This is a genomic window from Nitrospira sp. Ecomares 2.1 (genome assembly GCF_965152585.1).
On the sequence record NZ_OZ224219.1, the window covers coordinates 2,784,899 to 2,810,227 of the forward strand.

Here is a 25,329-nt window from a genome sequence, read left to right on the forward strand (position 1 = left end):
TTTTTGGCCAAACGCCGGTAAGTCTCTTCCATATTGATTCTGATGACTCCTTAAGCCTGACCGGTAGAACCACAGGAGATTCATCTATGTATCGCTGTGAAAAATGCCAGGGAACGATGTTACTTGATCGGGAAGTCGACATGGAATCGGGAATGTCTCTTCTGGTCTTCTGGTGTATTAATTGTGGCCTACGGAAACAAGCCGAGCGAGCACCGATTCCCCTCATCGAAGTGTCCTAGCTTAGTGCTTGCTTCCTCAATTCCTTGACCCGGATTGGCAGATAAAATCTGAACGTCCTGCCTGTTCGGGTCTAGGGTATAAATTTTCAAAGAATTGTGAGAAAGTGGACAGATCAGTGAGGACCCTTCTCATCGCGCAATAGCTCGGGTCCAACCTAATGTGTAGAATTCGCTGTTTGTGAGGGCATGAAGTTCCGTTTTGGTCGTCCCTCAGCAGAAACCATAGAACAATGTTCCTGCTAACAACCATCAGGAACCAGGAGAATTAGAGAATCTAGGAATCCGCATCCAATTCCACATTCCAATATAAATAATCCCGCCAACTTTCCGGGGCATGGCGGATGCCGATCATGAGTGTCAGGCGTGGAGTCCATTTAGGCTTGACGGGCTCCTTGAGCAACTTCATCCCTGCCTCTTTAGGAGTACGACCGCTTTTCCGGTTATTACATCGCCAGCATGCCGTCACTATATTCTCCCAGGTTTTCCTCCCGCCTTTGGCAATAGGCACCACATGGTCAAAGGTTAATTCCTCCGTTCGAAACCGTGTGGAGCAATATTGGCAGGTATACCGATCCCGTGTAAAAATATTGATGCGAGAAAATTTCACCGCATGATGATTCGACCGGAGTTTGACCATATTGAGGAGACGCATCACGGATGGCAATTTAAAGGAAATGGACACCCCTCGAATATCCCGATCATAAAATTCAAGGACTTCAACTTTTCCTTGCCACAACAAATTAATGGCTTTTTGCCAATGCACGACTCGCAATGGCTCATAGGTAGCATTGAGTAGCAGGGTCATTTCCATACGAACGTGCCCCAGAAATCTCGCCAGGTTGGATAAAACTCTGTTCCTATATCACCGACCAATCCAGAGAATCAAGAGAGGTCACAAGCCTATTGTTGCGACCGGAAGAAGTTGATATATTAAGGGTTTTGGCCGTTTAGAGTTGAACATGTCCTTAAACTTTCATCCGGTTGCCAAGATTCAGGATCTCCCTCCAGGCACCTGTCAAAGCATTGAGCTCCATGAACACGGCATTGCCTTAGTTAATCTCAATGGGGTGATCTATGCCATGGATAATACCTGTCCACATGCCGGAGGGCCACTTGGGGAGGGAACGGTAGCTGGAGATTTTGTCGAATGCCCCTGGCATGGATGGAAGTTTCATATCAAAACGGGTGTATGCCAAAAAAACCCCAGCCCGAGCTGGAACGTACCATGCTATGAGGTACGGGTGATTGATGGCATCATCCACGTCGCCCAACAGACACCTGAGAATAGGCGAGAATAGTATAGTGATACACTCAACTATTTAAAAAATATCGTTCTTACCATCAATTCCCACTACCCATTCACGAATAAGACGGGTAAGGAGAAATGTTCGGGTGGGTAACATGAGGGGTTTAAGTAAGAAGAACACCGTTAGCAGATTTTCCTTCGACATTGGTCAGGACAGGAACTTTCAGCATTCTATGAGGAAGGGAGGAAATTTGATCTCCATGGGGAAGTGGCGGCAAATTCTCAAACGGCATCAACTGTTGGGCTGCTAACGAAATCACCCGGATCGATTTTTCCTTACTATCCACTCTCCAGGCATATTCCCGCTCGATCCACTCCACGGAGCCCTTCTCCCGTACAATCTTACGCACCATATATTTATCTTCACCTTGAGCCTTTACCTGCCAATCTCCCTCACGAAAGGGTATACCTTTGCTTTTCAAGTCATCCACCATCAATTGAACCGCTTCGTCCAGCGTATAGCCCTCCCGTGATCGGTGTTTTTTGACCAACTCCAAGGCCTCCATCGCAAGAGGATCATCTGGAAGCTGATACCCTGTCGGCTGCACATAGCGATACAGCACAAAAAATCCTATAACCAGGAAAACAACGAGAAGATATCCGAAGATCTTTTTAAATTGAGTCGACATGCCATTTATCCATTGTTATTTTCTGAAAAACCTCTTATCTACTTAGAGGGGATCATCCCCTGACCAGAGAGATCTGATCCTATGGGGACCCGATTTCTATTGATGTTATAGCACACATGATTCCTGCGTGCTTCTATAGGTATCCTCCCTGAGGTTGTTTGCCATTATGGGAATCAGGAGTAGTCAGCCTGATCTTCCGCCTACCGTTCCTAATCCCATCCCTCCCGCAAGGCCTTTTTTAGGGCATGAATCACCCTATTATTATCACGTGGGTGACGGATGGCAAGCCGAAGTGCCGGCTGAGTCATTCCAGAGAATGTCTGACAATCCCGAACCAGAATCCCTTGTCGGGCCAGTCGTGCAACAAGGCCGGCGGTCACACATGTCGAAGGTAACTCCACCATCACAAAATTCGCGGAGGTGGGAATGACCCGCAACCCCGAGACTGCCCGCAATTGTCTTATAAAACGTGGTCGTTCCTGGCGCATAAATTTTACACTCCGTTGCCGATACCGGACATCACCTACCGCCGCGACACCCGCCACCTGCGCAAAATGGCTGACCGACCACGGAGGGAGTAGCCGACGTATTCTGGCAACCGTCTCCGGCGCCCCCACCAGGTACCCAAGGCGAATTCCCGGCATTCCATAAAATTTCGTAAAGCTTCTGAGAATGAGCAATCGTCTGGCGGTCGAAATCTCCTTGATGAGGGAATACGAAGGGCAAAAATCGATAAAGGCCTCGTCAACTACCATCCAAAGCCCGGCTTCTTCAATTTTCCGATACAGCGTTCGAAGGGATCGGGCCGTCACGACTCTTCCCGTCGGACTATTCGGATTACAAACAAACACGGCCGTATGCGATTCTCCATCCTTGCACGCGGCCTTCTGAGAACTAAAACAAATCGCGTCGACGAGAAGCGAAAGCTCTTCCATAGGAGGAGCATACTGTTCGCCGGAGTTGGCCAGGACATGCGTACAACGCGCACCTGCTAAATAAAGAGATTCCTCATACTCCATAAACGTAGGAGCTGCCACATATCCATGCCGAAGGGATAAAGCCAGAGGTAAATTCCGAATCAATTCGGACGACCCGTTACCCAACGCAATCGAGTCCGATGAGATTCCATGCTCTTTGGCCAGTCGTTTACGCAACCCTTCAGCGGAAGGATCGGGATAATGCCCGCAGGCGGGTATGGCTTGCTGCATAGCCCTCAACACGGAAGCGGGTGGACCCAAGGGATTAATACTGGCACTAAAATCCATAAAGGAATCCACGGATCGTCGGAACGCCTTCGCGACCTGATGAACCCGCCCTCCATGCACAACCGGCTGCGTCACCACATCACCCAACCCATGATCCCCAAAAACAATAGCCCATAGGCCATCCCCATGACTTGTAACGCGACAGGAATAAGTGCCATTGAACAGGTCGTGATCCGATCACCCAATCTGGCCCTCGCTTCCCGCACCCCACCATACACATTACCCCCACCGAGTTGGACTCCAAGAGCCCCAGCCATGGCCGCTTCGGGCCACCCACTATTCGGACTGGGGTGATCCCGAGCATCCCGCCAACAGATTTTCCAGGCTGAAATACCGGTACCCAATCGAATCGCCGCGGCTATACTCATCGCCACCGCCGTAAGCCGAGCCGGAACCCAATTGACAAGATCATCAGCTCGCGCCGATGCCCAGCCAAAGTCACGATAGCGATCATTACGATAGCCAACCATCGAGTCCAACGTACTGATGGCTTTATAGGCCATGGCACAGGCAGGTCCGCCCAACGCGAGATAGATCAGCGGCGCCACGATGCCATCTGAGGTATTTTCAGATACGGATTCTACTGTCGCCCGAACAATTTCTTCTTCTGAAAGGTCAACCGTGTCACGCCCTACCAACCGGCCGACCTCAACCCGAGCCGATACGAGGGACCCCGTTTTCAATTCCCGATGGACCCGCATGGCATGACCCCACAAATCCCGGCCGGCAAGAGTGGTAGAGCCCAGCAGCACCCATATCACCATGCCAAATTGTTCATGCACCAGTTCAGCCCATACCAGGATACCCTTGGTTACAAAAAAGGCTCCAAGGGGAAGCCCCACGGCCAATCCCATCCCGGCCAATTTTTTTGCCCATGTGCTCGAAATTCGCTCTAACGTCAGGCGTTCATATCTTTGAATGATGACCCCCATCAGACGGACAGGGTGAGGCAACCAGCGGGGATCGCCTATCATCAGATCAACGACGCACACCGCAAGAAATTTGAACCCCGTCAGGTCATCCGCCACCGTTAGCCCGGGAGTTTTGATACGGAAGGGTCAGACGTGTTTCCGGTCAATTCTGCAAGGCAAGTCGGGCAAACGCAGTCATCATAACGTTTCGCGATGCTGTCATATTGGGCGTCACTCACGGGAACATCCTTACACCAGCATCGTGAGAGTCCGCACTCAAAGGCCCGACCGCAACGTTCACACTGTTTAGGATAGGTTCGTGTCATACGGAATCGGCCTCCCGTTTATGAATTGTCCTGTTCATTATTTCCCAAACTCTGAAAACACGAGGAGGACCGGACATAAAATTAGAAAGAGCATTTCAACCCCCTCATTCATTGCTCCCAATATATCTCCCGTGATCCCGCCAAACTTCCTGGACATCCACCAGACGACCGATCGAACCACCAGGCACACAATAATCAGCAGCATAGCCGCAGTGACCGCATCAAACATTGCCCACACCCCCAACCCCACAACCATTGTGGCCATCAGAACATCCCGCCGCATCACCGTCCGGATAAACTGCGCAGCCAACCCTTCTGATCGGGGATAGATAACACCCCAGCAACCGATCACCATCGCCCATCGCCCAATAGCCGGCATACAGAACAATATGCCCTCTCGAATTCCTGCTGGCAGGGCCAGAAGTCCGGCATAGCGAAGCCCAAGAATTAGTATCAAGCCTGCGGCCCCAAGCGCGCCTATTCGAGAATCCCGGAGAATCATGAGCCGATGTTCGTGATCCCTCCCCCCGGATAGGGCATCAATCGTATCAGCCCAACCATCGAGATGGAGACCTCCTGTGACCAGCACGTAAAGAGTCAGCATCACCATATTCAACACGACGGGCGGAAAGAGGCTCGCCAAGAAGCGATCGATTATGACAAGGCTCGCGCCAAGCAGAAATCCGACAAGAGGAAACCAGCGAAGGGAGGCTCCGAACGTCACTGAAGGAATCTTCGACCCCGAACCTCCTGGAAGAGGAATGATTGTCAGCAGTTGCCACGCCAAAGAAAACGACGCCCATAGACTCCTCATGCCAATTCCGGGAACGGTCGTACGGCCTCATCCACACCCGCGCTTTCGAATGTGGCCATTTGCGTCAAACAGGCCAAACTCGATTGAAGCAATCCGATAGCCAAACAGGCTCCCGTGCCTTCCCCGAGCCGCAGATCCAAATCCAACAGGGGGTGAAACCCTAATGCATGCATAATCAAACGATGCCCGGGTTCGGCAGAGACATGGGAAGGAATCATATAGGCCTGACAATGAGGCTCCAGGGCAACGGCCAACAAAGCGGCGACCCCGGTAATAAACCCGTCCAGAACCACGGGCACCCGACATGCCGCAGCACCCACAAGAATCCCCACCAATCCACCGATTTCAAATCCCCCCACCTTCGCCAGCACATCCAAAGGATCGTGAGCATCGGGTATATTTCGTTGAATGCCCCGCTCAATCACCTGAATTTTTTTCGCCAATTGCAAGGCATCCACTCCGGTGCCTTTCCCGGTCACATCGGCCACAGAATGGCGGGTCATCACCGCGGTAATGGCACTGCTGACAGTGGTATTCCCAATGCCCATTTCTCCGACTCCAATTAACCGAATCCCGTCAGCGTGCGCTTCCTGGACAAGACGAATTCCATCTTCCACACTTTGAACGGCTTGTTCCCGACTCATAGCAGGGCCTTCACAAAAATTTCTGGTCCCCAATCCGATCTTTCTCACCCACAAACCGGATGGGGCACCCATGTCCTCTTGAACGCCCATATCCACGATGCGAACCTTCGCTCCAACCTGGCGGGCCAAAACATTGATCGCTGCCCCGCCTTGTAAAAAGTTTTTGACCATTTGTGCCGTGACCGATGAGGGATAGGCGCTCACACCTTCTCTTGCCACCCCATGATCCGCAGCCAGGACAAACACCATGGCCTCCGGATTTTTTACGGGAAGGGACTGGGTTATCGAGACGTACTGGGTTCCTAAGGACTCTAGCCGACCAAGGCTGCCCTGAGGTTTCGTTAGACGATCCCATGACAACTGAGCGCGACGCACACCGGCATCTGAGACCAATTGAATCGCCGAAAGAGTTTCCTGAATGAACGGAGAAGAATGGCTCATCGGTTACTTCAGTCTGAGAGGCAAGCCACTCACCAAAAAATAGACTTCATCAGCTTCAGCCGCGACCAGTTGATTCATCCGGCCCGCCACATCTCGAAATGACCGGCTGATCGCATCCCCGGGCACCAAGCCGAGACCTAATTCATTACTAACCACAACAACCTGACCGCGACAGGCCCGAGCGGACCGAAGGAATGCCCTGACATGTGTCGGGACTTGCGAAGGTCGCACCTTATCTCGCAAGAGATTATTCAGCCACAGCGTTAAACAATCAACGACAATACTGCGATAGCTCGACCCTTCTTCGGCCAGCCATTCGGAAATCCTGGTAGGAATTTCAATGGTCTCCCACCCGCGGCCCCGCGACCGCTGATGCTTCTGTATGCGACCCGCCATTTCCCGATCGAACGGTTCTCCGGTTGCGACGAATGCCCGTGGGGATTTTGCTTTGCCCTGTTGTAACGCAAACGTACTTTTTCCCGATCGTGCCCCCCCAAGGACAAATATCAGGTTAGAGGCGTCTGTGGACTTTTTCTTTGTCGCATGAAGACCAGAATCTTTTGGCAGTGGAGAAAGAACATCCCTGAAGGGACGCAGATGAGATTGACGAATAGACCCCATAGAATTGTTCTTACTAAACTCAACCCATTGGACCATCACAGCATGAATTCTGAAAACGTATTACAACAATAGAACCATGCTAGCGCTTTGGTAAAATTGGCTGTTCTCTCTCCCACAGGAATTCTACTTCTCCCTGTTTGTTCGTCACCCACCGGGCAAACACAAATAACGCATCACTAAGCCGATTGAGAAAAACAACCAATTCGCGCTCGATCGGTTCTTCCCTCGACAGCGTGACACACAACCGTTCGGCACGACGACAAATGGTACGGGCGACATGCAGCAACGCGGCGAGTTCTCCCCCACCGGGCAAAATAAATTCTTTCAAGGGCGCCAGATCCTTTTGGCACTCATCAATAAGATGTTCCAAGTGGGCCACATCTTCCGGAGTCACGGTTGGCATATTCGGGAAGGATTCTCCCGGAGCTGTAGCGAGAATACCACCCAAATCAAATAATTTATTTTGCGTCCACTTCAAAATCTTTCCCATATCCTCAGAAACCTCAGCACTCGTTCCGGCCTGTCCATTCGACACACGAGCCAAGCCAAGCATGGAATTTAATTCGTCCACCGTGCCATAGGCTTCCACCCGAACGGAATCTTTCCAGACTTCCTGTCCTCCAGCCAATCGGGTTTTCCCCGCATCACCTGTACGGGTATACACTTTGGATATCCGCATTGTCTAAATCTCCAGAAAAAAGTTGAATATTTCAGTTGTTCTTTATCGAGTAGGGACTAAGAAAAATATTGCCACCATCGTATCGTTAATCATCAAACCACCTCAAGGCTTAAGACCTCCTGTATTGCGTGATGCCTTGTGCCACCGACGCATACACAGCGCGGCCCATCATTTCCCCAAGAACCGTGTGAAGCCCACAATGATCTTCTTTAATTTCACCGTTGGCTCCTACGACGAGACAATCGGTCCCGGTTAAATCGGCCGGACGATCGGACTTGCGACTGGTGACACCGTTATCTCGAAACGCTGCAGCTTTGGCCGAGGAAGCGATATGTACCGCCTGAATACGTCCGGCAATCGTCGGAAGAGCATTGGTCGCCATCACCACATTCACGGTTCCGACCGAATCGCATCGATAACCCAGCTCAACATCGGCATCGTCTAAAACGGAGCGGGCATTGGATAGTCCGACAGTCACGAGCACATGCACCCAGGCACCTGATGAATTCAGAAAACAGTCGGTAAACGCACTCACGTTCGCAGCAGTCATTAATCCGATCGTCTCTTCGGGAATGAGAGAATGGGCTTTAAACAGAACCCCAAAATCCTCCGCCAGGGTGGCCGAAGTAGAGGATCCGTGAAGGCCCACCTGGACATTCGCGACCGCGGAGGCGGATGTATCCCCACCATTCCAAGGTGCCCAACTCAGACAATTAAAATTCCCCGGAAACCGGACAATCAGACAGTGATATTGTAGATCGATCTGAAGTGGAGAGGGCACCGTCTTCACCAACTTTTCCTCCAAATTCTCTGGTTACGGCAGAAGCCTTATTGAGACGTGAGGCCAGGGCCGGAAGAATCGGATTCATCGCGACTGCGCTTTCCCCATTTCTCATAATGCACGAGTTCCTCAAGAGGCAATCGTTTGCGCCATCCTGCTTTTTCAAGATCCGGTTGATGAGCAAAACCGGACACATAGCCGACACACAAATAGGCAATAATACAAACCGTTTGAGGAATGTCTAAGACTTTTTTTAAAGAATCATAATTCAGAATTGACACCCAACCCACCCCGATACCTTCGGCTCGTGCCGAAAGCCAGAGGTTTTGAATCGCGCAGCACGTACTATACAAATCCGTCTCGGGAACGGTCGCACGACCGAGGACTGACGGGCCACCCCGATCACGAGTGCAGGTCACACAGATATTGATAGGGGCTTCTTGAATCCCTTCAAGCTTCAGCCCTCGATACCGACTTGATTCCTCTCCCTTATACTGCAAGGCTGCCGCATCATTGGCTTGCACAAAAAGGTTTTTCACCGCATGCTTGGTGTCCGAATCCTGAATGATCAAAAAATCCCAAGGCTGCATATAGCCAACGGATCCAGCGTGATGCGCGGCCAACAGGATTCGACGAAGGGTTTCTTCTGGAATCTGATCGGGAAGGAAATTTTGGCGGACATCTCGTCGTTCAAATATCGCACGATAGACGGCCTCACGCTCTTCAGCGGAAAAGGCCCCCACGCTTTGAGAGATACTCTGTTTCAAAATTCGACTCCTTTTTGAGCCTTGATGCCTTTGCGAAAGGGATGCTTAATCATTTTCATTTCCGAAACCAGGTCAGCGGCTTCAATGAGCTCCGGTTTCGCACCCCGCCCGGTAATGACCACATGAAGTCCGGAAGGACGTTGATCCACCGCCTTCAGCACCTGTTCAAGCGAGACATATTCATGATGGATCGCGATATTCAGTTCGTCCAGAATGACCATGCCAAAGGATGGATCTTGAAGAAGCTTTTCTACTTCTGTCCACGCATCTTGAGCTACCTGTGCATCCCGTTCACGATCCTGGGTTTCCCAGGTATACCCTTCACCCATTCGAAGAAAGACCACCTGGCTGCCGAAGCTTTTCAAGATGCGCTCTTCTGCCGTATCAATGGCCCCTTTGATAAATTGCACAACTGCCACGTTCATACCATGTCCGAGACATCGGATGGCCATGCCCAATGCTGCCGTGGTTTTGCCTTTGCCTGCACCGGTGTGGACCATTAATAGACCTTTTTCTTCCTGTGCCGCGGCAATTCGTTGATCCACAGAGGCTTTTAACCGCTCCATGCGAGCCTGATGACTTTGATCGCTCATCGCCTACCCTTTCTCATCCCCGCTTCACCCCTTGCCGCTTCGACCAAAGCCGCAGGGACATGAGGGTGACTGGAAAAATGCAAATGTGTATACAGAGCGATGACATTCCCTACTGTAATGCCATCCCCTCCCCGGTCCCGTCCTTGCGCATCCGTGAGATGCCCGAGATATTCCAGATTTTCTTTGGAAGAAAGCGTCGAATAGTGAAACTCATGCCCACGAACCCGCACTCCCTCGTCCCCGATAGGTCCTCCGCGAGTCACAGCCAACTCACGATACCCCAAAGTCATCGTTGTCCGGCTCATCGCCGTTTCAGCCGGGATCACCCCCGCCATGTCGTACTCGGTTCCATCAAAATCTCTGAGAGTGTTGGCCAGATACATCAATCCGCCACATTCCGCATAGACCACTCCACCCCTTGCCGCAAATGCCTGAATGGACTGACGCATAGTGCTGTTCCGTTGTAACACCTCGGCGTAGATCTCCGGATATCCTCCTCCCAGATACACCAGATCCACATCGGGAAGTGACGAATCCTTCATGGGAGAAAACCGGACCAACTCTCCACCCGCCTTTTCAAGAAGTTGGAGATTTTCCGGATAGTAAAAACAAAAAGCCGGATCAAACGCCACTCCGATTCTTACCGCTTGATTCACCGGACTGGAAGCCTTAGCCGGCATGCCAGAATTCGTGACGAGCATTTCAGGACTGGCCTGAGCTAACTGTTCAACGCGACCCAAATCGATCGTTGCGGATGCCAGTTGACCGAGCTTGGCATACAATTCAGTCCCTGACCCTTCCAAAGCTGTCCGTAACCCCAAATGCCGGTCAGGAATGGTCACGTCCGAATCAGAACGGAGATACCCCACAACCGGAATTCGGGTTTCCTGTTCTACGGCCTCCTTTAATAACAGGTAATGGCCTTCACTGCTAAGGCGGTTAAAAATCACACCGGCGACATTCAACGAAGAGTCGAAATTGGCATAGCCATACACCATCGCGGCTGCCGAGCGGGCCATGGCACTCCCATCCACGACCAGGAGGATCGGCGCATTCAGTTGATGAGCCATTTCGGCCGTACTTCCCGTTGCGTTGACCGGGGAACTTCCATCAAACAGCCCCATCATGCCTTCAATAATCGAGAGGTCGGCATCTTGGGCTGCCTCTTGGAAAATCGTTCTGTTCAATACTGCCCCGAGCATCCACCCATCAAGGTTCCTGGATTCCCGGCCACTGGCCAACAGATGATGCCCTGGATCCAGGAAATCCGGCCCGACTTTAAATGGTTGAACCGTGCGCCCTCGAGCCCGAAACGCCGACAACAGCGCTAATGTCACCGTCGTTTTACCAACTCCACTATGCGTGCCCGCAATGACGAGTCTCGGAAAGCTCATGAGTTGTCCGTGGGACTAGAAGTTTTTGACACCGGAAGATCAAACGTCACTCGAACGCCACCGAACACCGACCGCACCGGGGTTCCAAAGTACAGCACTTCTTCATAATGCCGGTTCAGAATATTGTCCACGCGCACATATCCTTGCAAGGATGGCGTAATGTCATACGAGGCCGAAACATTGATGAGATAAAAATCCGGGAGTGGCTGTTGATCGCCGGTCGTGTTAAACCGAGAACCCACATAGCGGAACGTGGTGGTCATACTCAAAGGAGCAATGGGTTGATAGGTCAACACAACACTCCCCTGGTGAACCGGCCAGCGCGGCAGCCGGGACCCTGTCTCCAGGTCCCTCGTGATCGTATAGGTATACTGTCCCTGAAGATCCAGCAACTTCATATAGGGAAGCCCTTCAGCCAGAATGAGCTTAGCGCTCCCCTCCCACCCCTGACTTTTCGCCGACCCGATGTTCTGTGCACAAAACCCAAACGGTGAGAATGGCGCACAGCCTGCAGGGTCAAACGCTGTGACAATAAGTTGGCGATAGCGGTTCCAGAAATATCCTGCACTCAAGGTGACGCGCTTATCCCAAAACGTTTGATCGATCCCGATATCGAAGCTCTGACTTTTTTCCGGCTTGAGATTCGGGTTCCCGAAATTCGGGAAAAAGAGTTCATTAATCGATGGAGCTCGAAATCCGGTGGCATAGCTGGTCCGAATTTTCGTTCCGGTTTCTTTGAGAAGATACGCCCCCGTCACACGATAGGTCGTCGCATCGCCAAATGTATTATAGGAATCCTGTCGGAATCCCCCTGTGGCAAAAAACCGGTCAAACAAATTCAATTGGAGCTGTGCAAATCCGGCATTACTCGAAAGCTTTTTTTCAGAAAACGTGCCTTTATTTTCTCCAAGTTGTTCTCTGTATTGATAACCAACGGTCAAAAGGAGAGGCTTCCCGATTTTAAAATTATTCTGCCATTCAATCCGATTGCTTTTGGTTCGAATATCTGAATTGCCAAACGCTCCAGGGGTACTCTCCAGCCCTGTGGTAATACTACGTTGGTTATCCCCGGCCTGTGTGATCAACCTTTCCTGGGCATGCGCGAGGGTTACCTTCTGATCCCACCAGTCAGTAATCGGTTGGTGATAACTCCCGCTATAAATAAATTGTTCATTCGCGGATTTCGCTTTGAACACATCGAAAGGACCGCCGAATGTACTGGGATTATCGAGATCAATATCGTTATTGATCCACCGGAACGCCAGCTCCAACCGTCCATCCCAGGGTCCCTTTACCCCTAACAACGAAGACGCCTGCCAATTGCGGAAAGCATCCCGTTCAGTTGCCCCACGCCGGTAATTGACCGAAGAGAATTTGGTCATATCCCAACGCGTTAAGGTGGCAGAAAAGTCTACCGGTCCCATTTGTCCGGCAAAACTCCCTCCTTCTCGAATCGAATTATAGGACCCATATTCTGAAAAGATTCTGGCAACCGGGTCACCCGTACCGCGCTTGGTTCGAATGTCGACCACCCCACCGGCTGCATCAGAACCCCACAGCATGCTCTGCGCCCCCCGGAGGACGGTCACGGATTCGATATTGTCCGTGGTCACGGTACCAAAATTAAACTCCCCAAGTGTCGCACTGTTCACAATGGCACCATCAATCAGTACTAACGTTTGAGCCGAACTCCCTCCGCGAATCCTCACGGTATTGTTCGTCCCTGGCCCACCAGAGGAAAAAGTCGATACACCTTGGCTCAAACTAATGGCATCCACTAAGGTTCGACTATGCCGACGCTGCATGCTCTCTTCTGTGATGACTTCCACTGCGCTCGTGACTTGACTAAGAGGAACGGGTGTTTTCGTAGCCGTCACCACCATGGGATCTAATTCCGGGACAGACTCGGAATGTTGCGAATCTGCTGCCTCAACAATGATTGGAAAAAATAGAAATATGACGAGCAATCCAAAAATTCGAAAACTTCCGACGAGAAAACATGAACGCAAAATTCCTGAAAACATGATCCACCTCCCTTTCGCACGAAGGGGTTTTATGGAAGAGACTGATTGTCGGGTATCCTGACTTGCGGATCTTCGCGTTTCTGCGCCTTCTCATGGACATCAGGTCCACAATGGACTCTTGCAGAATTACTCCCCGCTTACAGTGGCGGCACCGTGCTGGATTTACACCAGCTTCCCCGTCACAACCGTCGTTTTTCCTCTAAATAACCCTACTCCTTTGTTAAATGATTAAGACCGATAGCCACACATAAAACACTGGTTCACTCGCTCACACCGGTAACGACACTCGGGGTAATCCCGATTGGGGATGACCATCTACCAGAACCTGGCACTCGTACACCGATTCCAACAGCTCAGGACGCAGGACTTCTAAAGGCGATCCGACCTCCACAATCTGTCCACGATGTAACAACATCAGGCGGTCACAGTATTGACTGGCCAGATTTAAATCGTGAGACACCAGAATCACCGTGAGGTCACGCTCCCTATTCAGTCGCCGAAGAATTCGCGCAATATCCAACTGATGATGCAAGTCCAAAAAAGCGGTAGGCTCATCCAAGAGCAATATTTGTGGTTCCTGAGTAAGGGCTCGCGCAATTACTGCCCGCTGACGTTCCCCTCCCGACACATCCGTGACCAGCCTGGACCCCAGATGTGTGACATCCAGCTCTTCCATGGCCTGATGTGCAATTCGCCAGTCGTCAGAATCCTCCCAATGCCAGCCACCCCAACCCCGATGGTGAGGAAATCGTCCCATCAGCACCATTTCCGCGATGGTAAAGGGAAAAATCTGCATGGTCTCCTGCGGAACCAACGCCACACGCCTGGCCACCTCAGCCTGAGACAGTAGGGAAAATGAATTCCCGAACAACTCAATCGTACCGGACCCCTGAAGCAGGACACGGGCTAGAAGCTTGAGTAAGGTACTTTTTCCTGATCCATTCGGACCAAGAATCCCAAGGATCTTCCCGGAATCAATCGAGCAAGTGAGGTTCTTCAGCACCGATTCAGATGTGTCGCGGGAAGACGAGCCATAGCGAAAGGTCACATCTCGAAGCGCATAGGCCGGCGCGGCAATAAAAGAATCCGGGTTCAGCATCACATTCCCACCCGCATATTCCGATTCATCAGCAGAAACAAGAATACGGGGCCGCCCACCAACGCCGTGACGACACCGACAGGAAATTCAGCGGGACTCAAGACGGTTCGCGCGATCGTGTCGGCGAACATCAGAAAAATGCCTCCCGCAAATCCGGCAACCGGGAGTAAGAGTCGATGATCCGCACACAAGACCAGACGGACAGCATGCGGCACGATGAGCCCGACAAATCCGATAATGCCACTAAAACTCACGACCGCCCCTGTCAACAGAGCTGACGCGACAAACACCAATTGTTTGACCCGCTCAACTTCAACCCCCAACGATCGGGCCGTTTCTTCACCAAGGGTCAAGAGATTTAATGACTGGGCTTGTGTCCCCAAAACAAATAATCCTACGCCCAAATATAGAGCCAGAACGCCAAGGGTGGAGAAATCCGGGCCGGTTAATGATCCCATTAACCAGGCATACATCCCGAAGGCCCGATTGGGATCTGCCACACTGGTCAAAAACATAATGAATGCGGAAAAAATCGCATTCAACACCACTCCGGCGAGTAACAGGGTGTAAATCGAAAAACCAGTGCCCGCTGATGAAATGCGATACATAATCAACAAAGACAGAACGGCTCCCGCAAAAGCGCACACGGGCAAAGCGGACACACTCCACACGGATATTCCCACGCCAAACAAAATGGCAATAGCGGCGCCCAGCGCCGCTCCGCTGGAAATACCGATGATAAACGGATCAGCCAGAGGATTGCGCAACAAGGCCTGGAGTGCGACCCCAACCATCGCCAGACTCCCACCTACGAAAAATGCCAATATCAGCCGGGGCAAGCGCACCTGAAGCAGAATGACTGATGCCGGATCCGTCCCGATCGTCACGGACTCTCTTCCCATCAATGCCCCAATCAGAATGGACCAGATCCGGGAGAACGCAATAGACTCGGTCCCAAATCCAAGACAGGCCCACAGAGCTGCTACCGCCAACATGATCGATATGCCCACCCACACACACCACCGACGGATCGTGAGTGTCGGCAAAGAGGGGACCGGCATTGGCATAGTGGGAGGAGAATGTACCCATTCCGTCGAACCTGTTGTCGATGGGGAAATGGTCAGTGGCGGAACTTTTGCCATGGGGTCCACAAACAAGGTTTATTTTTTGGATTCAGTGAGCACAATGGTGAAATGATCTTCCGGATCCGACCGGAAAGGTATTTCCCATTCCCGGATCTCGATGATTCTCCGCAAGATCACTCAATTTGGAAGGTTATCCTGACTCACTTCCGGATGCAGAATTTTCACCAAATACTTCAGCCCTTCAAGAATCCGTGGACCGGGACGATTGAGAAGATCGCTATCAACTTGAAAAAGCTTGCCGTGTTGCACCGCTGCCAATGTCGTCCACCGTTTCCATGAATCCTGTTCAACCTGAGAAATCCCTTCCTGTCGCCCCACCGGAAACAACAGAATATCAGGATTTTGTCGTAAGACTTCTTCCATGGTCAGACGCGGATAAGGCGCCACAGCGTGCTCAGCAGCATTTCTGCCACCCGCCAACTCAATCAGTCGATGAATAAAACTCCCGGGCCCGACCGTAATCAGTGGTGAGGAATTCAAAATATACAATAATGTGGGGCGAGGCAGATCCACCAACCGGCTCGACAAACTGGCGAGTTGTTTTCGCATAAGGGCCGCTTGGGCATTCGCTTCTTCAGAATGACCGACCATCCGCCCCAACAACTGAATGTGCGCAAGAATGTCTTCCACCGTATGCGCCTCAAGGATAAAGATAGGAATCTTTAATTGTTCCAATTTGGTGATGAGGTCGGCACGCAGGAAAGACCTTGGGGCCAACACCAATTGCGGTTGAAGTCCCAGAATCGTCTCAAGATTAGGGGTGGCATATCCTACCTTCGGCTTAGCCAATGCTTCGGGAGGGAAATCGCAAAATTCGGTGACCCCGACAATTTCCTCATTCAATCCGATGGCAAAAAGAATTTCGGTCACACTGGGAGCCAATGAAACAATGCGCTTAGGAGGATTTGCCAGATAGAGTTTCCGTCCAAGATCGTCCACAAATGTGCGGGGAGCCACATTAGCCATAAAGGGCATACCGGTCAAAATACCCTGTTGGCGACGTTTCATCATCTCTCCGTCAAAGGCCAAAACCATCACACCAGGAAATCCGCATTGGAAGATCACCCACCAAGCCACGACTCCGCAGATCACATGGCGAACACAACTGCCCAAAATAAAAAATCCCCAAGGCTTACTCAACCTTGAGGATTGCACCCGATTCTTCATCCTCACCACTTCCCCAGCCCACGAGGGAACATTGGTCTTGGAAGGAATGAGGTATTCTGGCTCCTGAGTAAATAACCTACTTTCCGCACCTTCCCATCCGAATATTACAACCAGATCCGGACAGTGGCTCTCGCGGGGTTCGTCCTCAGTTACAGCGGCGGGACCACGCGGGAATTGCACCCGCTTCCCATCATTCTTTCCGTGTGTGTTTTTGAAGAATGTAGGAGGGACATGGCCGCTTTGTCAAGAAATCGCTCTGCATGGATTTTATCCCAACCCCTAGGAGATGCTCTCAAGAGCTTGGACGAGCGGATCGTACGGAGGAGTACGTGAGCACGGCCAAGGGGTTGAGAACGCCGCTGGCGGCATTTTTCAACATTCCTATTCAAGCCTCTGGCGAATCAGGTCCATCCATGCGGTGAGAACGTTTGAGGATGAAATTAAGCTCTCCTCCTAACAAAAGGGTCAACCCGCCGACATACAGCCACATCATCAGGATAATCACTCCCGTAATGGGTCCATAGACCGCGTTGTAATTAATGAAATTCTCCACATAAAATTTAAGCCCCAGGGATAGGATAATCCAGAGGAATACGGCGAGTACGGACCCCGGTTTCATCCACTGCCATTCATGATCAGTGTTCGGCGCCCAATAATAGACCAGGTTATTCGCCACCAACAGGAGAAGAACGATGACCGGCCACTGCAACAGTGGCCAACCAAGCGTCAACCACCACACCGACCCGGTCACCTCTGTGACCCATTGACTGACATGCCCACCGGCCAGGATCAAGATTAGCGAGGTGATGAAAAAGACCGCAGCCCCTATCGTCAGCAACACAGCAGTCAGGCCGACTTTCCAAAGCGGTCGAGTTTCTCTTACCCCATAGACCGCATTTAAGGTATTGATAATGGCCAGCATCCCCCAGGAAGCCGCCCAAAGAGACCCGAGAAGACTCAAGGAAAACAGCCTCCCCCCACTGCCCTGGACCATCTGTTCGACATACCGCTCAACAAAAATCAGCGATTCGGCAGGAAGAACTTCCTGGGCGTAGGGCATGACAGTGGGCAAAACCACCTGTTTGGGCAACATACCAATGAGCGCCGTCACCCCCAACAGGGCGGGAAATAACCCCAACAAAAAATAGAACCCGAGCTGCGCAGCCCGTCCAAATACATCGTCCTCGCATGAGGCGGCCCATACCTCTTTGGCCACTGTCCACCATTCCCGCGGCCGTCCGGACCAAGCCGATTTATGATCGCCTATCCCCGGTTCCGCATTTTTCCATAAAAACTTCTGATCGTCCCTCATCCGTATTTCTTACACTCCCCTCCCCGTATATGATCCCAATATGGCAGGCTCCTGGAAAAGTCAACGCCTCTTTATTTCAATTTTTTGTTTCAGTCTGGGGCGGAATCACCTAATCCCAATGTCGAGAAAATACGATCCACATCAAGGTGGGTTTTTAGATGGTCAGCCCAACGATCCAATGCCTGCGACATTCGCCGGGAAACCTTCGCTGATATTTCCAAATCAAGCGGCGCGAGGCCTTTACGGATTCGAATTCGATTTAACCATCGACGGCGAAATTCCGGTTGATCAAAAACCCCATGAATGTAAGTCCCCCAGACACGCCCGTCCGGACTCATCGCCCCGTCCAACCGTACGTCTTCCTTTTCTAAGGAAGGTTTCTCCTGGTTAGGAAGAATGCCAAAGCAGGATGGAATGTCGTTCGCACCCCTCGTGGCTCCCATATGAATTTCATACCCCTCAACCGGACATTCATGCCCCCAGGACTCCGGTAAGGAGCAGGCACGGACTTGTACCGTTTTCTTGTGAGCAAGCAATTCCGTCTCAACTTCGAGTAACCCGAATCCTTTCGACGAACCGCCCGTCTCAACATGCTGTGGATCCGTGATCTCTTTCCCTAGCATCTGGAATCCACCACATACACCCATAAGCTCGCTTCCACGTTGGACATGTGTCTTAAGCGCTTCTTCGAATCCAACCTTCCGGAGATACTCCAAATCGGCAATCGTCGTTTTACTTCCCGGCAGAACAATAGCATCCGCCCCCTGAAGTTCCCGGGGTGAAGCCACATAACGAAGCGCCACATCCGGTTCCGCAGCCAGTCGATTGAAATCCGTAAAGTTACTCATATGTGGCAGCAACACGACGGCGATATTGACGGTATCGTCTTCAAAAGGCGTCTTACGGAATCGATCAATATCCACGCTATCCTCCTGATCCAATTCCAGATTCCGCAAATACGGTAATACGCCAAACACGGGGACTCCCGTGTGTTTTTCTATAAATGTGACTCCATCTTCAAACAACGTCAGATCCCCTCGAAACTTATTAATGACGACCCCGATCACCCGCTGCCGTTCTTCCGAGGCTAACAAATTCATGGTCCCGATGACCTGCGCAAACACGCCCCCTCGATCAATATCGGCCACCAACACCACCGCCGCATCAGCCATCTCGACCATCGGCCAATTCACAATATCACGATCCCGCAAATTCATTTCTGCGGCACTCCCTGCCCCTTCAATCACCATCACATCATACTGCTTGCATAGCCGGTCATAACTCGCCCTCACAAATTCTAACAGCTCAGATTTTCGATCAAAATAATCCCGGGCATTCTGACTTCGCCATACTTTTCCTTGAACAATCACTTGAGATTTGGCGTCGGCTTCCGGCTTCAACAAAATCGGATTCATGTCCACATGCGGAGCCAACCCGCAGGCTTGAGCCTGAAGCACTTGGGCTCGCCCCATCTCTCCTCCATCCGGCGTGACATAGGAATTCAACGACATGTTCTGTGCTTTAAAGGGCGCCACCCTGACTCCCGCCCGGTGCAACAGCCGACACAAGCCTGCCGTTACCAGACTTTTTCCCACATCAGAGCCCGTCCCCAATATCGCTAATGCCGGTTTCATGCCTATTGTCTCCTTCGAAATAGCTGTATATCTTGCCCCACACGTGTGCGACATTGCCTGGAACGATGACCTACGCTCAGGACGCAGTGTGCTGCTCAGTCAGTCCCCGCTGAATGTTGCCCGGTGATTGCCGCCGCCCAATTCCCTGACCCTGGAGACGTCAGGTAAATCTTCCCGCCGCCTTGAATCTGTTGTTCGGGTCCCCAGTCTCCTGTAGCAATTTCAATCCAACGGACCACCAACGGCTCTTCCGCGCTAGACACATCGATTCGCACTCCACCGCCAACCGGTAGGTACAAGGCGAAGGCGCTGCCCCTGCGGGCTGACAGATAGGCGTGATTCGGCTTGTGACCGGTGAGCAGGTCGTCCGCGGGTTCCAGCGTCCACAAAGGAATCTGCGACTCCAGCTTTCTGGCCCCGCGAATACTGGCCACGGCCTTGTCATGCAGTCCCAGTCCTGCCGTGGGACGATGGAAACGAATAGACGCCGCCCCGCCCAACAGATTCCGCCAGAATCGTTCGATCCCGTCCTGGTCGGTGCCGAATCGCTGACCGGTCGCACCATAGGTCTTTGTTAAATTGATCGGTCGCGGATGCTTGGCCAGGTAATTTTGGACATAAAGAAATTGGTCCCAATGCTTTTGTCCACTCTGGTGATTGTTTTGAGAAATGTCGACGAAATCGTACACCTCCGGATGATCGAAAGTTCGCCTATGGATCTCGGCGGTAATATCCTTATTCCCCCACATCTCGGTGACAAAAATCCTTTTGTTGTCCTTATCTGCGCGAAGCTTGAGGTAGGTCGCCCAATAACGGCTCCATTCTTCTTCACCAGTTGTTTCGTTGTCCATGCAATAGAGCACATGACCGTATCGCAGAGTATATTCCAGCATCTTATCGACAAATCGTTGTTGGTACCGCAAAACCACACGGTTGTTCCGCTGCCCGGGCGTCGTAAAGAAAAAGGGTTGTGTGTTGAGATAGGGGGGTTCGGGATAGCGTTCTGCCAATCCCGATTTTTCGATCGTGTAGTTAATATTATTGCGTGGGTTATACGGCTGAAGATGCCAGGTGTCGCCCATGTAGTCCCAAGGGTCCCAGACCTCAATCTGCACGATGATGCCGCGCTTGGCCGTTTCTCGCAGCATCCGTTCGAAGCGCGTCCAGTACTCGTCATTCCACTGCTCTAAATCATACTGGCCATCATTCAGCTGTTGAAACGGAAAGACCTCAAAACCTCGATCCTGTCGGCTGCTCATCGTGTTCCGGATGACATTGCCACCAGCGGACACCAATCGATCAAGCTGCGCAAGAAGATCTTTTTCCGGCCATTGAAACAGACTGTCGTCATCACTCCCCCCTAACAACAGCAAGGGTTCTCCGTGATCACTCCAGTACCAAAGGTTCTTCGGCCAAGGTTGCAAGACAGGCTCGGCCGCAACCGCATTGACCGAACAGAGTATCGCCAACAAAATGATCCAGCTTATCAACCCTCTACATTTCATAGCTCTCTCCCGCAATCAATCCTCTTTTTTTTGTTACCATTCAAGGACTATCCCCCTACTTTCAGGGATAGAAGCCCTATGGTACAGTGCCTTCTTTCATAAACGCGAACCACAACCATGGCGGTCATCATGCACACACACCAACGATTCTTTCGCATCCTACTCAATTGCTTCACAGCAGTCCTCTTCGGAGGCTTTGTCCTTCTGTCAACGGCCCAAGCAGAGGTCGCATCAAAATCCCGTTTAAGCCCATCTCCTGGCGGCCAATCCGGCGCATTGCAAAGAGTTCTGGAGAAAGGAACATTACGGGTAGGCATCGCACTGTTTACCCCTTGGACATTCAAGAATAAGGATGGTGAATTGGTCGGATTTGAAATTGACGTGGCCAGACAATTGGCCAAGGACCTTGGCGTGAAACCCGAATTCCATCCCTTTAAATGGGAGGATATTATACCGGCCCTTCTGAAAGGGGAAATCGATATTATCGCTGCAGGCATCGTGATTACCCCTCAACGAGCCTTGAGAGTCAATTTCAGCCAGCCCTATGACTCATCCGGGATCGGATTAGTCACGAATATTCCATTAACAAAAGCTTTTGATGGCCCAGAAGACCTCAATCGATCGGAAGTGATCATTTCTGCGGTGACCGGATCAGTTGGCGAGGACCTTGCCCATCGCGTGTTCCCGGAGGCCACCATCAAAACATTTTCTTCCAGTGAGGAGGCCATAGAGGCTGTCACGGGCGGAAAGGTCCATGGGTACATCGAGCACGAACCCATTACCACGTTTATTGCCCTGGATCATCCTCAGACCGTTGATGAACCCTTGTCCAAACCACTGCTCGAGACCAAAGAGGCCTTTGCCGTTCGCAAGGGAGATCCCGACTTTGTACATTTCCTCAACGCATGGATTATCAGCCATAACGCCGATACCTGGTTAAGCTCCGTTCACAAATATTGGTTTGAGGGAATTGAGTGGAGAAAAGATGTGGCCACGAACCCATGACTAGGGCAGAACGGTTCCTTTTAGAGGGACAGCCCTCTTTCTCCCTAGGCTTGATGGGCATGCTTCTCCTCCTTCCGGCACTGCTCGCAGCGGCCGCCCTTGAAAAGCCCAGCACCCAACTGTCGCTTCCTGATGAAGACTCCTACCGATCTCCTCTCTCGGAAAATCTCCTCGAATCGAACCGATGGAGAATTCCACAAGAAGAGAAACGGGACTGGCGATTACCACCACCTCCTCCTCCCGTGGGCTGGCGAACGCCACAATCTGGGGAGCCGGAAACCTCATCCTCCCGACGAACCATTGAGCTCTTCCCTCGATATAAGTCCGGCAAATCAACGGACTATGACATGATTGAACACGAGCAAAAGCCGTTAATAAAGATGTTTGAATTCGGTTCAAAATAATTCCTGGAGCGCTGTTCACCCTGCTCTTCCAATGTTGCCCTCAGTAGAGTGAATCGCGCACAATTGGCCTATGAGCCGTCGAACAGCCAGCCATATCCGGCAAGGATATACCTCCGCCTCACCGGTTCCCACACAGGTGGTCTCCAGCGAAGAATTTCTTCCGCCCCCACAGTCCATCAAACAAAGCCAGGTTGAGTGGCTGATCCACCAAAGCAGCACACGGCTGAGCAGCCGCCTCGGCATAAACCGGCGAGATTTTCTTAAAACCACCGGTGGAATGGCGCTGGCTTTTCTGGCCATGAACCAGGTATTTGGAAAATTCTTTGATGTGCTGGACGTTGAAGCGGCGGAACCCCAAGCGGTTCAGGCTCGCAAAGGGAACCTCCCCTTCATCTTCGATGTCCAAACCCACTACGTCAGTTCCTCCTTCAACCAGCCGGGCTGGAAAGACGGACTTCTGGGATTGCGGCGCCGTGCCAAAGAAATGGGCCTGAATCCCAAGCTCTCCGGGGATAGTGGAACAATGGAGGACCTGAGCTTGGGAAACTACATCAAAGAAGTCTTTCTGGACAGCGACACTTCTATCGGGCTCATCAGCACTCCGCCCGGCCCCTATCCATGGGAAGCCGTCGTCCCGCCCAAAGAAATGACGCACATCCGTGATGCAATTAATCGTCTCACCGCTTCCCAACGCATGCTCGCCCATGGGCTGGTCATGCCCCAGTTAGGCAAGGTCGACCTCGAGTACATGGATCAGCAAGCGGAGACGTTCAAGGTCGATGCCTGGAAATGTTATACCGGCTCGCCGCCTAAAGGCTTCGAGCATGGCTGGTGGCTAAGCGATGAAAAGATCGCCTACCCCATGCTTGAAAAAGCGCAGACCCTCAGCATCAACAATATTTGCACACACAAAGGCCTGCCGCTCGGCCCGGTGCCCGATTACAATCATCCCCGCGACATTCTTCAGGCCGCAAAAGATTTCCCCAAATTAAATTTCCTGATTTACCATTCCGGATTTTTAGGCACATCTCGCATCAATCTTGATGAAGCCAAAAAAGGTGAGATTCCCTGGACCAGCGAATTCTGCCGTTTAAAACACAAGCAACCAAAGCTGAAAAATATCTACATGGAATTGGGTTCGACATTCGGTCAACTCGTCATCACCGAACCCGTCGTCTGCGCCCACCTGCTCGGACAGATTCTTTTGGCTTTCGGTGAAGATCATCTTCTCTGGGGAACAGATTCGATTTGGTATGGCACGCCTCAATGGCAGATCGAAGCCTTCCGGCGTTTTCAGATTCCCGAAGAACTCCAGGAAAAATTCCACTATCCTGCCCTGACCAAAACACTCAAAGCCAAGGTTTTTGGTCTCAATGCGGCCAAACTGTTTGATGTAGATGTCGAAGCCAAACGGAAGGAAGTACCGAAGGATTATCTCAGCCATATCAAAATGGCCTACCGGGAAGAAGGCCCCTCCCCAAGCCACCACGCCTATGGATGGGTTCATTCTTAGTCAGGCTCTAAAATAATTGAAGTTAAAAAGTAGAATCTCTTGTAGATTTGACCCATTACCCTTTTAAATCATGGGTAGATTTTAGGCATTAATTGGTCTCCTTCCTGCCAATGATGTCCTCCAAATCCAAAAACACCTTCGGGTATTGGGTGGTTCGCTAAAGGGTTATGGATAAAGCGAAATTCACTCCCCAATCTTTTCAGAAGACCTAAATTTCTGCATTCAGAGTAAACAAGGAGTGATATTCCCTTCGAGCTTTCACTTTGGAACCAACATGTGGACACCGATGACTCGTTGCCCTTAGAGATTTCTGGGCGATAAAGAATCCCCGACTCGACGATTTCTTTGACCTTTGGATCCAAAGAAACAAATTCAGGCCCAAATGGTAAAACGGCTTTTATTATGGAATGTATCGTATCAGCAGCAAGGTCCCATCCATTGACGGCTTTATTTCCGTTGATAGCCAGAATAAAGCCATCGCTTTTTGATACTCTTCCCTCTCGTTGATCTTTTTCATATTTCTTTAATTTTGTGGCCAAGGCACTTGTTAGACGGAGAATAATTTTTTCATAGGGTGGATTATAGGGTTGATCATCCTCATTCAACTCTCCAGGCGCTACAGGTGAGGGAGGAGGGGGGACAGCATCGGCACCAGTACCAGGTCCAGGGGCAATCGCCTCAACCCAAAATCTTTTGCCAGATATTTCAATGAAAAATTCGGGACCCTGATTCGATACTTTCTTTGGGGAATATCCTCTAGTTTTAAAAGTATTCGTTAATATCATTTCCCATAGTCGCGGGTGCAATTGCTCTTTAGCCTCTTGTAAAAAATGAATATCAGCATAGGGCTTATGGACAGTCCATAATTGCTCGATCCTAGCTTTGTACATTGAATATCCAGGATTATCACGCAGTAAAACGTATTCCTCATCGCTTGCATGGCCTGGAGTGAAAAACATTTTTTATAAATTTCTGATCAAGCAATAGGTAGTTGGTTGTTCTTACATTTTTCCTTCGTCGTGTTCAGCAAGACTAAATTGGCTGGCCATTCTAGGAATCTGGTCGACTTAGCCCATGTCCCTTTTGGCGCCCTCGAGCCTAAGTGACTATA

Annotated in this window: 26 protein-coding genes and 2 riboswitches; of the genes, 5 read left to right on the top strand and 21 right to left on the bottom strand. The window is 51.2% G+C overall.

The annotated features are described in order from the left end of the window. Window positions 1-86: 86 nt before the first annotated feature. A complete protein-coding gene (locus ACWHYD_RS12240) occupies window positions 87-239 on the top strand; it encodes a hypothetical protein (RefSeq protein WP_312640453.1) in 153 nt (50 codons plus the stop codon). 274 nt (window positions 240-513) lie between these two features. On the opposite strand, the gene ACWHYD_RS12245 is transcribed toward ACWHYD_RS12240, so the two are convergent. Then, complete coding sequence (locus ACWHYD_RS12245; RefSeq protein WP_447962319.1) at window positions 514-1,050, bottom strand: HNH endonuclease; 537 nt, start codon at window positions 1,048-1,050, stop codon at window positions 514-516. Between the two features lie 148 nt (window positions 1,051-1,198). Here ACWHYD_RS12245 and ACWHYD_RS12250 point away from each other — a divergent pair, with 148 nt between their 5' ends. Next, window positions 1,199-1,537 carry a Rieske (2Fe-2S) protein gene (locus ACWHYD_RS12250; RefSeq protein WP_447962320.1) on the top strand — a complete coding sequence of 113 codons (339 nt, stop codon included), beginning with the start codon at window positions 1,199-1,201 and terminating at the stop codon, window positions 1,535-1,537. Between the two features lie 112 nt (window positions 1,538-1,649). Here ACWHYD_RS12250 and ACWHYD_RS12255 read toward each other — a convergent pair whose 3' ends face one another. The 19 genes from ACWHYD_RS12255 to ACWHYD_RS12345 all read right to left on the bottom strand — a co-directional run bounded on the left by ACWHYD_RS12255 (window position 1,650) and on the right by ACWHYD_RS12345 (window position 21,296). After that, window positions 1,650-2,174 (bottom strand): hypothetical protein, encoded by a 525-nt coding sequence (locus tag ACWHYD_RS12255; RefSeq protein WP_447962321.1) that lies wholly within the window; start codon window positions 2,172-2,174, stop codon window positions 1,650-1,652. Between the two features lie 209 nt (window positions 2,175-2,383). Then, complete coding sequence (gene cobD / locus ACWHYD_RS12260; protein ID WP_447965866.1) at window positions 2,384-3,517, bottom strand: threonine-phosphate decarboxylase CobD; 1,134 nt, start codon at window positions 3,515-3,517, stop codon at window positions 2,384-2,386. Continuing rightward, entirely contained in the window at window positions 3,511-4,467 is a 957-nt protein-coding gene (gene cbiB, locus ACWHYD_RS12265; protein ID WP_447962322.1) for an adenosylcobinamide-phosphate synthase CbiB, read from the bottom strand. Before cbiB ends, cobD begins: the two co-directional genes overlap by 7 nt. A 2-nt stretch (window positions 4,468-4,469) precedes the next feature. Beyond that, a complete protein-coding gene (locus ACWHYD_RS12270; protein WP_447962323.1) occupies window positions 4,470-4,676 on the bottom strand; it encodes a cysteine-rich CWC family protein in 207 nt (68 codons plus the stop codon). Between the two features lie 37 nt (window positions 4,677-4,713). Then, window positions 4,714-5,490 carry an adenosylcobinamide-GDP ribazoletransferase gene (cobS, locus tag ACWHYD_RS12275; protein WP_447962324.1) on the bottom strand — a complete coding sequence of 259 codons (777 nt, stop codon included), beginning with the start codon at window positions 5,488-5,490 and terminating at the stop codon, window positions 4,714-4,716. Beyond that, window positions 5,487-6,575 carry a nicotinate-nucleotide--dimethylbenzimidazole phosphoribosyltransferase gene (gene cobT / locus ACWHYD_RS12280; protein ID WP_447962325.1) on the bottom strand — a complete coding sequence of 363 codons (1,089 nt, stop codon included), beginning with the start codon at window positions 6,573-6,575 and terminating at the stop codon, window positions 5,487-5,489. The genes cobS and cobT overlap by 4 nt, the downstream gene beginning before the upstream one ends. Window positions 6,576-6,578: 3 nt before the next feature. Further along, the gene (cobU, locus tag ACWHYD_RS12285) at window positions 6,579-7,196 is read right to left on the bottom strand and encodes a bifunctional adenosylcobinamide kinase/adenosylcobinamide-phosphate guanylyltransferase (protein WP_447962326.1); all 618 of its coding nucleotides are present in this window, start codon (window positions 7,194-7,196) and stop codon (window positions 6,579-6,581) included. Between the two features lie 79 nt (window positions 7,197-7,275). Continuing rightward, window positions 7,276-7,875 carry a cob(I)yrinic acid a,c-diamide adenosyltransferase gene (locus ACWHYD_RS12290; RefSeq protein ID WP_447962327.1) on the bottom strand — a complete coding sequence of 200 codons (600 nt, stop codon included), beginning with the start codon at window positions 7,873-7,875 and terminating at the stop codon, window positions 7,276-7,278. Between the two features lie 109 nt (window positions 7,876-7,984). Next, window positions 7,985-8,665: an adenosylcobinamide amidohydrolase gene (locus ACWHYD_RS12295; protein ID WP_447962328.1), complete on the bottom strand. Its 681-nt coding sequence runs from the start codon at window positions 8,663-8,665 to the stop codon at window positions 7,985-7,987. Window positions 8,666-8,703: 38 nt separating this feature from the next. Further along, window positions 8,704-9,423: a 5,6-dimethylbenzimidazole synthase gene (gene bluB, locus ACWHYD_RS12300; RefSeq protein WP_447962329.1), complete on the bottom strand. Its 720-nt coding sequence runs from the start codon at window positions 9,421-9,423 to the stop codon at window positions 8,704-8,706. After that, a complete protein-coding gene (gene cobO, locus ACWHYD_RS12305; protein ID WP_447962330.1) occupies window positions 9,420-10,016 on the bottom strand; it encodes a cob(I)yrinic acid a,c-diamide adenosyltransferase in 597 nt (198 codons plus the stop codon). Before cobO ends, bluB begins: the two co-directional genes overlap by 4 nt. Continuing rightward, window positions 10,013-11,410 carry a cobyrinate a,c-diamide synthase gene (locus ACWHYD_RS12310; protein WP_447962331.1) on the bottom strand — a complete coding sequence of 466 codons (1,398 nt, stop codon included), beginning with the start codon at window positions 11,408-11,410 and terminating at the stop codon, window positions 10,013-10,015. The genes cobO and ACWHYD_RS12310 overlap by 4 nt, the downstream gene beginning before the upstream one ends. Next, complete coding sequence (locus ACWHYD_RS12315) at window positions 11,407-13,434, bottom strand: TonB-dependent receptor plug domain-containing protein (RefSeq protein WP_447962332.1); 2,028 nt, start codon at window positions 13,432-13,434, stop codon at window positions 11,407-11,409. Before ACWHYD_RS12315 ends, ACWHYD_RS12310 begins: the two co-directional genes overlap by 4 nt. Before the next feature lie 30 nt (window positions 13,435-13,464). Beyond that, window positions 13,465-13,657, bottom strand: a riboswitch (cobalamin riboswitch). Between the two features lie 45 nt (window positions 13,658-13,702). Next, window positions 13,703-14,533, bottom strand: a complete 831-nt coding sequence (locus ACWHYD_RS12320) for an ABC transporter ATP-binding protein (protein ID WP_447962333.1) — start codon at window positions 14,531-14,533, stop codon at window positions 13,703-13,705. Beyond that, the gene (locus tag ACWHYD_RS12325) at window positions 14,533-15,675 is read right to left on the bottom strand and encodes a FecCD family ABC transporter permease (RefSeq protein WP_447962334.1); all 1,143 of its coding nucleotides are present in this window, start codon (window positions 15,673-15,675) and stop codon (window positions 14,533-14,535) included. The genes ACWHYD_RS12320 and ACWHYD_RS12325 overlap by 1 nt, the downstream gene beginning before the upstream one ends. Before the next feature lie 120 nt (window positions 15,676-15,795). Next, the gene (locus ACWHYD_RS12330) at window positions 15,796-16,845 is read right to left on the bottom strand and encodes an ABC transporter substrate-binding protein (RefSeq protein ID WP_447962335.1); all 1,050 of its coding nucleotides are present in this window, start codon (window positions 16,843-16,845) and stop codon (window positions 15,796-15,798) included. 50 nt (window positions 16,846-16,895) lie between these two features. Continuing rightward, window positions 16,896-17,034: riboswitch (cobalamin riboswitch) on the bottom strand. A gap of 196 nt (window positions 17,035-17,230) precedes the next feature. After that, on the bottom strand, window positions 17,231-18,157 hold the full coding sequence (locus tag ACWHYD_RS12335) for a YihY/virulence factor BrkB family protein (protein ID WP_447962336.1): 927 nt from the start codon (window positions 18,155-18,157) through the stop codon (window positions 17,231-17,233). An 89-nt stretch (window positions 18,158-18,246) separates the two neighbouring features. Continuing rightward, a complete protein-coding gene (locus ACWHYD_RS12340) occupies window positions 18,247-19,791 on the bottom strand; it encodes a cobyric acid synthase (protein WP_447962337.1) in 1,545 nt (514 codons plus the stop codon). A 95-nt stretch (window positions 19,792-19,886) separates the two neighbouring features. Continuing rightward, a complete protein-coding gene (locus ACWHYD_RS12345; RefSeq protein ID WP_447962338.1) occupies window positions 19,887-21,296 on the bottom strand; it encodes a hypothetical protein in 1,410 nt (469 codons plus the stop codon). 129 nt (window positions 21,297-21,425) lie between these two features. Between ACWHYD_RS12345 and ACWHYD_RS12350 the strand changes: the two genes are divergently transcribed. From ACWHYD_RS12350 to ACWHYD_RS12360, 3 genes are all read left to right on the top strand, one after another. Next, complete coding sequence (locus ACWHYD_RS12350; RefSeq protein ID WP_447962339.1) at window positions 21,426-22,301, top strand: transporter substrate-binding domain-containing protein; 876 nt, start codon at window positions 21,426-21,428, stop codon at window positions 22,299-22,301. Then, window positions 22,298-22,705 (top strand): hypothetical protein, encoded by a 408-nt coding sequence (locus tag ACWHYD_RS12355; RefSeq protein ID WP_447962340.1) that lies wholly within the window; start codon window positions 22,298-22,300, stop codon window positions 22,703-22,705. The genes ACWHYD_RS12350 and ACWHYD_RS12355 overlap by 4 nt, the downstream gene beginning before the upstream one ends. A gap of 70 nt (window positions 22,706-22,775) precedes the next feature. Then, window positions 22,776-24,218 carry an amidohydrolase family protein gene (locus ACWHYD_RS12360; RefSeq protein ID WP_447962341.1) on the top strand — a complete coding sequence of 481 codons (1,443 nt, stop codon included), beginning with the start codon at window positions 22,776-22,778 and terminating at the stop codon, window positions 24,216-24,218. Between the two features lie 68 nt (window positions 24,219-24,286). Here the strand turns inward: ACWHYD_RS12360 and ACWHYD_RS12365 are convergent, their stop codons facing one another. Further along, window positions 24,287-25,177, bottom strand: a complete 891-nt coding sequence (locus ACWHYD_RS12365) for a hypothetical protein (protein ID WP_447962342.1) — start codon at window positions 25,175-25,177, stop codon at window positions 24,287-24,289. Window positions 25,178-25,329: the final 152 nt, after the last annotated feature.

What these genes read in the sequence shown, in the direction of transcription:
- ACWHYD_RS12240 (WP_312640453.1), top strand. Translation starts at nt 87, where the DNA reads ATGTATCGCTGTGAAAAATGCCAGGGAACGATGTTACTTGATCGGGAA.
- ACWHYD_RS12245 (WP_447962319.1), bottom strand. Translation starts at nt 1,050, where the DNA reads ATGGAAATGACCCTGCTACTCAATGCTACCTATGAGCCATTGCGAGTC.
- ACWHYD_RS12250 (WP_447962320.1), top strand. Translation starts at nt 1,199, where the DNA reads ATGTCCTTAAACTTTCATCCGGTTGCCAAGATTCAGGATCTCCCTCCA.
- ACWHYD_RS12255 (WP_447962321.1), bottom strand. Translation starts at nt 2,174, where the DNA reads ATGTCGACTCAATTTAAAAAGATCTTCGGATATCTTCTCGTTGTTTTC.
- ACWHYD_RS12270 (WP_447962323.1), bottom strand. Translation starts at nt 4,676, where the DNA reads ATGACACGAACCTATCCTAAACAGTGTGAACGTTGCGGTCGGGCCTTT.
- cobS (WP_447962324.1), bottom strand. Translation starts at nt 5,490, where the DNA reads ATGAGGAGTCTATGGGCGTCGTTTTCTTTGGCGTGGCAACTGCTGACA.
- cobT (WP_447962325.1), bottom strand. Translation starts at nt 6,575, where the DNA reads ATGAGCCATTCTTCTCCGTTCATTCAGGAAACTCTTTCGGCGATTCAA.
- cobU (WP_447962326.1), bottom strand. Translation starts at nt 7,196, where the DNA reads ATGGGGTCTATTCGTCAATCTCATCTGCGTCCCTTCAGGGATGTTCTT.
- ACWHYD_RS12290 (WP_447962327.1), bottom strand. Translation starts at nt 7,875, where the DNA reads ATGCGGATATCCAAAGTGTATACCCGTACAGGTGATGCGGGGAAAACC.
- cobO (WP_447962330.1), bottom strand. Translation starts at nt 10,016, where the DNA reads ATGAGCGATCAAAGTCATCAGGCTCGCATGGAGCGGTTAAAAGCCTCT.
- ACWHYD_RS12310 (WP_447962331.1), bottom strand. Translation starts at nt 11,410, where the DNA reads ATGAGCTTTCCGAGACTCGTCATTGCGGGCACGCATAGTGGAGTTGGT.
- ACWHYD_RS12315 (WP_447962332.1), bottom strand. Translation starts at nt 13,434, where the DNA reads ATGTTTTCAGGAATTTTGCGTTCATGTTTTCTCGTCGGAAGTTTTCGA.
- ACWHYD_RS12320 (WP_447962333.1), bottom strand. Translation starts at nt 14,533, where the DNA reads ATGCTGAACCCGGATTCTTTTATTGCCGCGCCGGCCTATGCGCTTCGA.
- ACWHYD_RS12325 (WP_447962334.1), bottom strand. Translation starts at nt 15,675, where the DNA reads ATGGCAAAAGTTCCGCCACTGACCATTTCCCCATCGACAACAGGTTCG.
- ACWHYD_RS12330 (WP_447962335.1), bottom strand. Translation starts at nt 16,845, where the DNA reads ATGAAGAATCGGGTGCAATCCTCAAGGTTGAGTAAGCCTTGGGGATTT.
- ACWHYD_RS12335 (WP_447962336.1), bottom strand. Translation starts at nt 18,157, where the DNA reads ATGAGGGACGATCAGAAGTTTTTATGGAAAAATGCGGAACCGGGGATA.
- ACWHYD_RS12340 (WP_447962337.1), bottom strand. Translation starts at nt 19,791, where the DNA reads ATGAAACCGGCATTAGCGATATTGGGGACGGGCTCTGATGTGGGAAAA.
- ACWHYD_RS12345 (WP_447962338.1), bottom strand. Translation starts at nt 21,296, where the DNA reads ATGAAATGTAGAGGGTTGATAAGCTGGATCATTTTGTTGGCGATACTC.
- ACWHYD_RS12350 (WP_447962339.1), top strand. Translation starts at nt 21,426, where the DNA reads ATGCACACACACCAACGATTCTTTCGCATCCTACTCAATTGCTTCACA.
- ACWHYD_RS12355 (WP_447962340.1), top strand. Translation starts at nt 22,298, where the DNA reads ATGACTAGGGCAGAACGGTTCCTTTTAGAGGGACAGCCCTCTTTCTCC.
- ACWHYD_RS12360 (WP_447962341.1), top strand. Translation starts at nt 22,776, where the DNA reads ATGAGCCGTCGAACAGCCAGCCATATCCGGCAAGGATATACCTCCGCC.
- ACWHYD_RS12365 (WP_447962342.1), bottom strand. Translation starts at nt 25,177, where the DNA reads ATGTTTTTCACTCCAGGCCATGCAAGCGATGAGGAATACGTTTTACTG.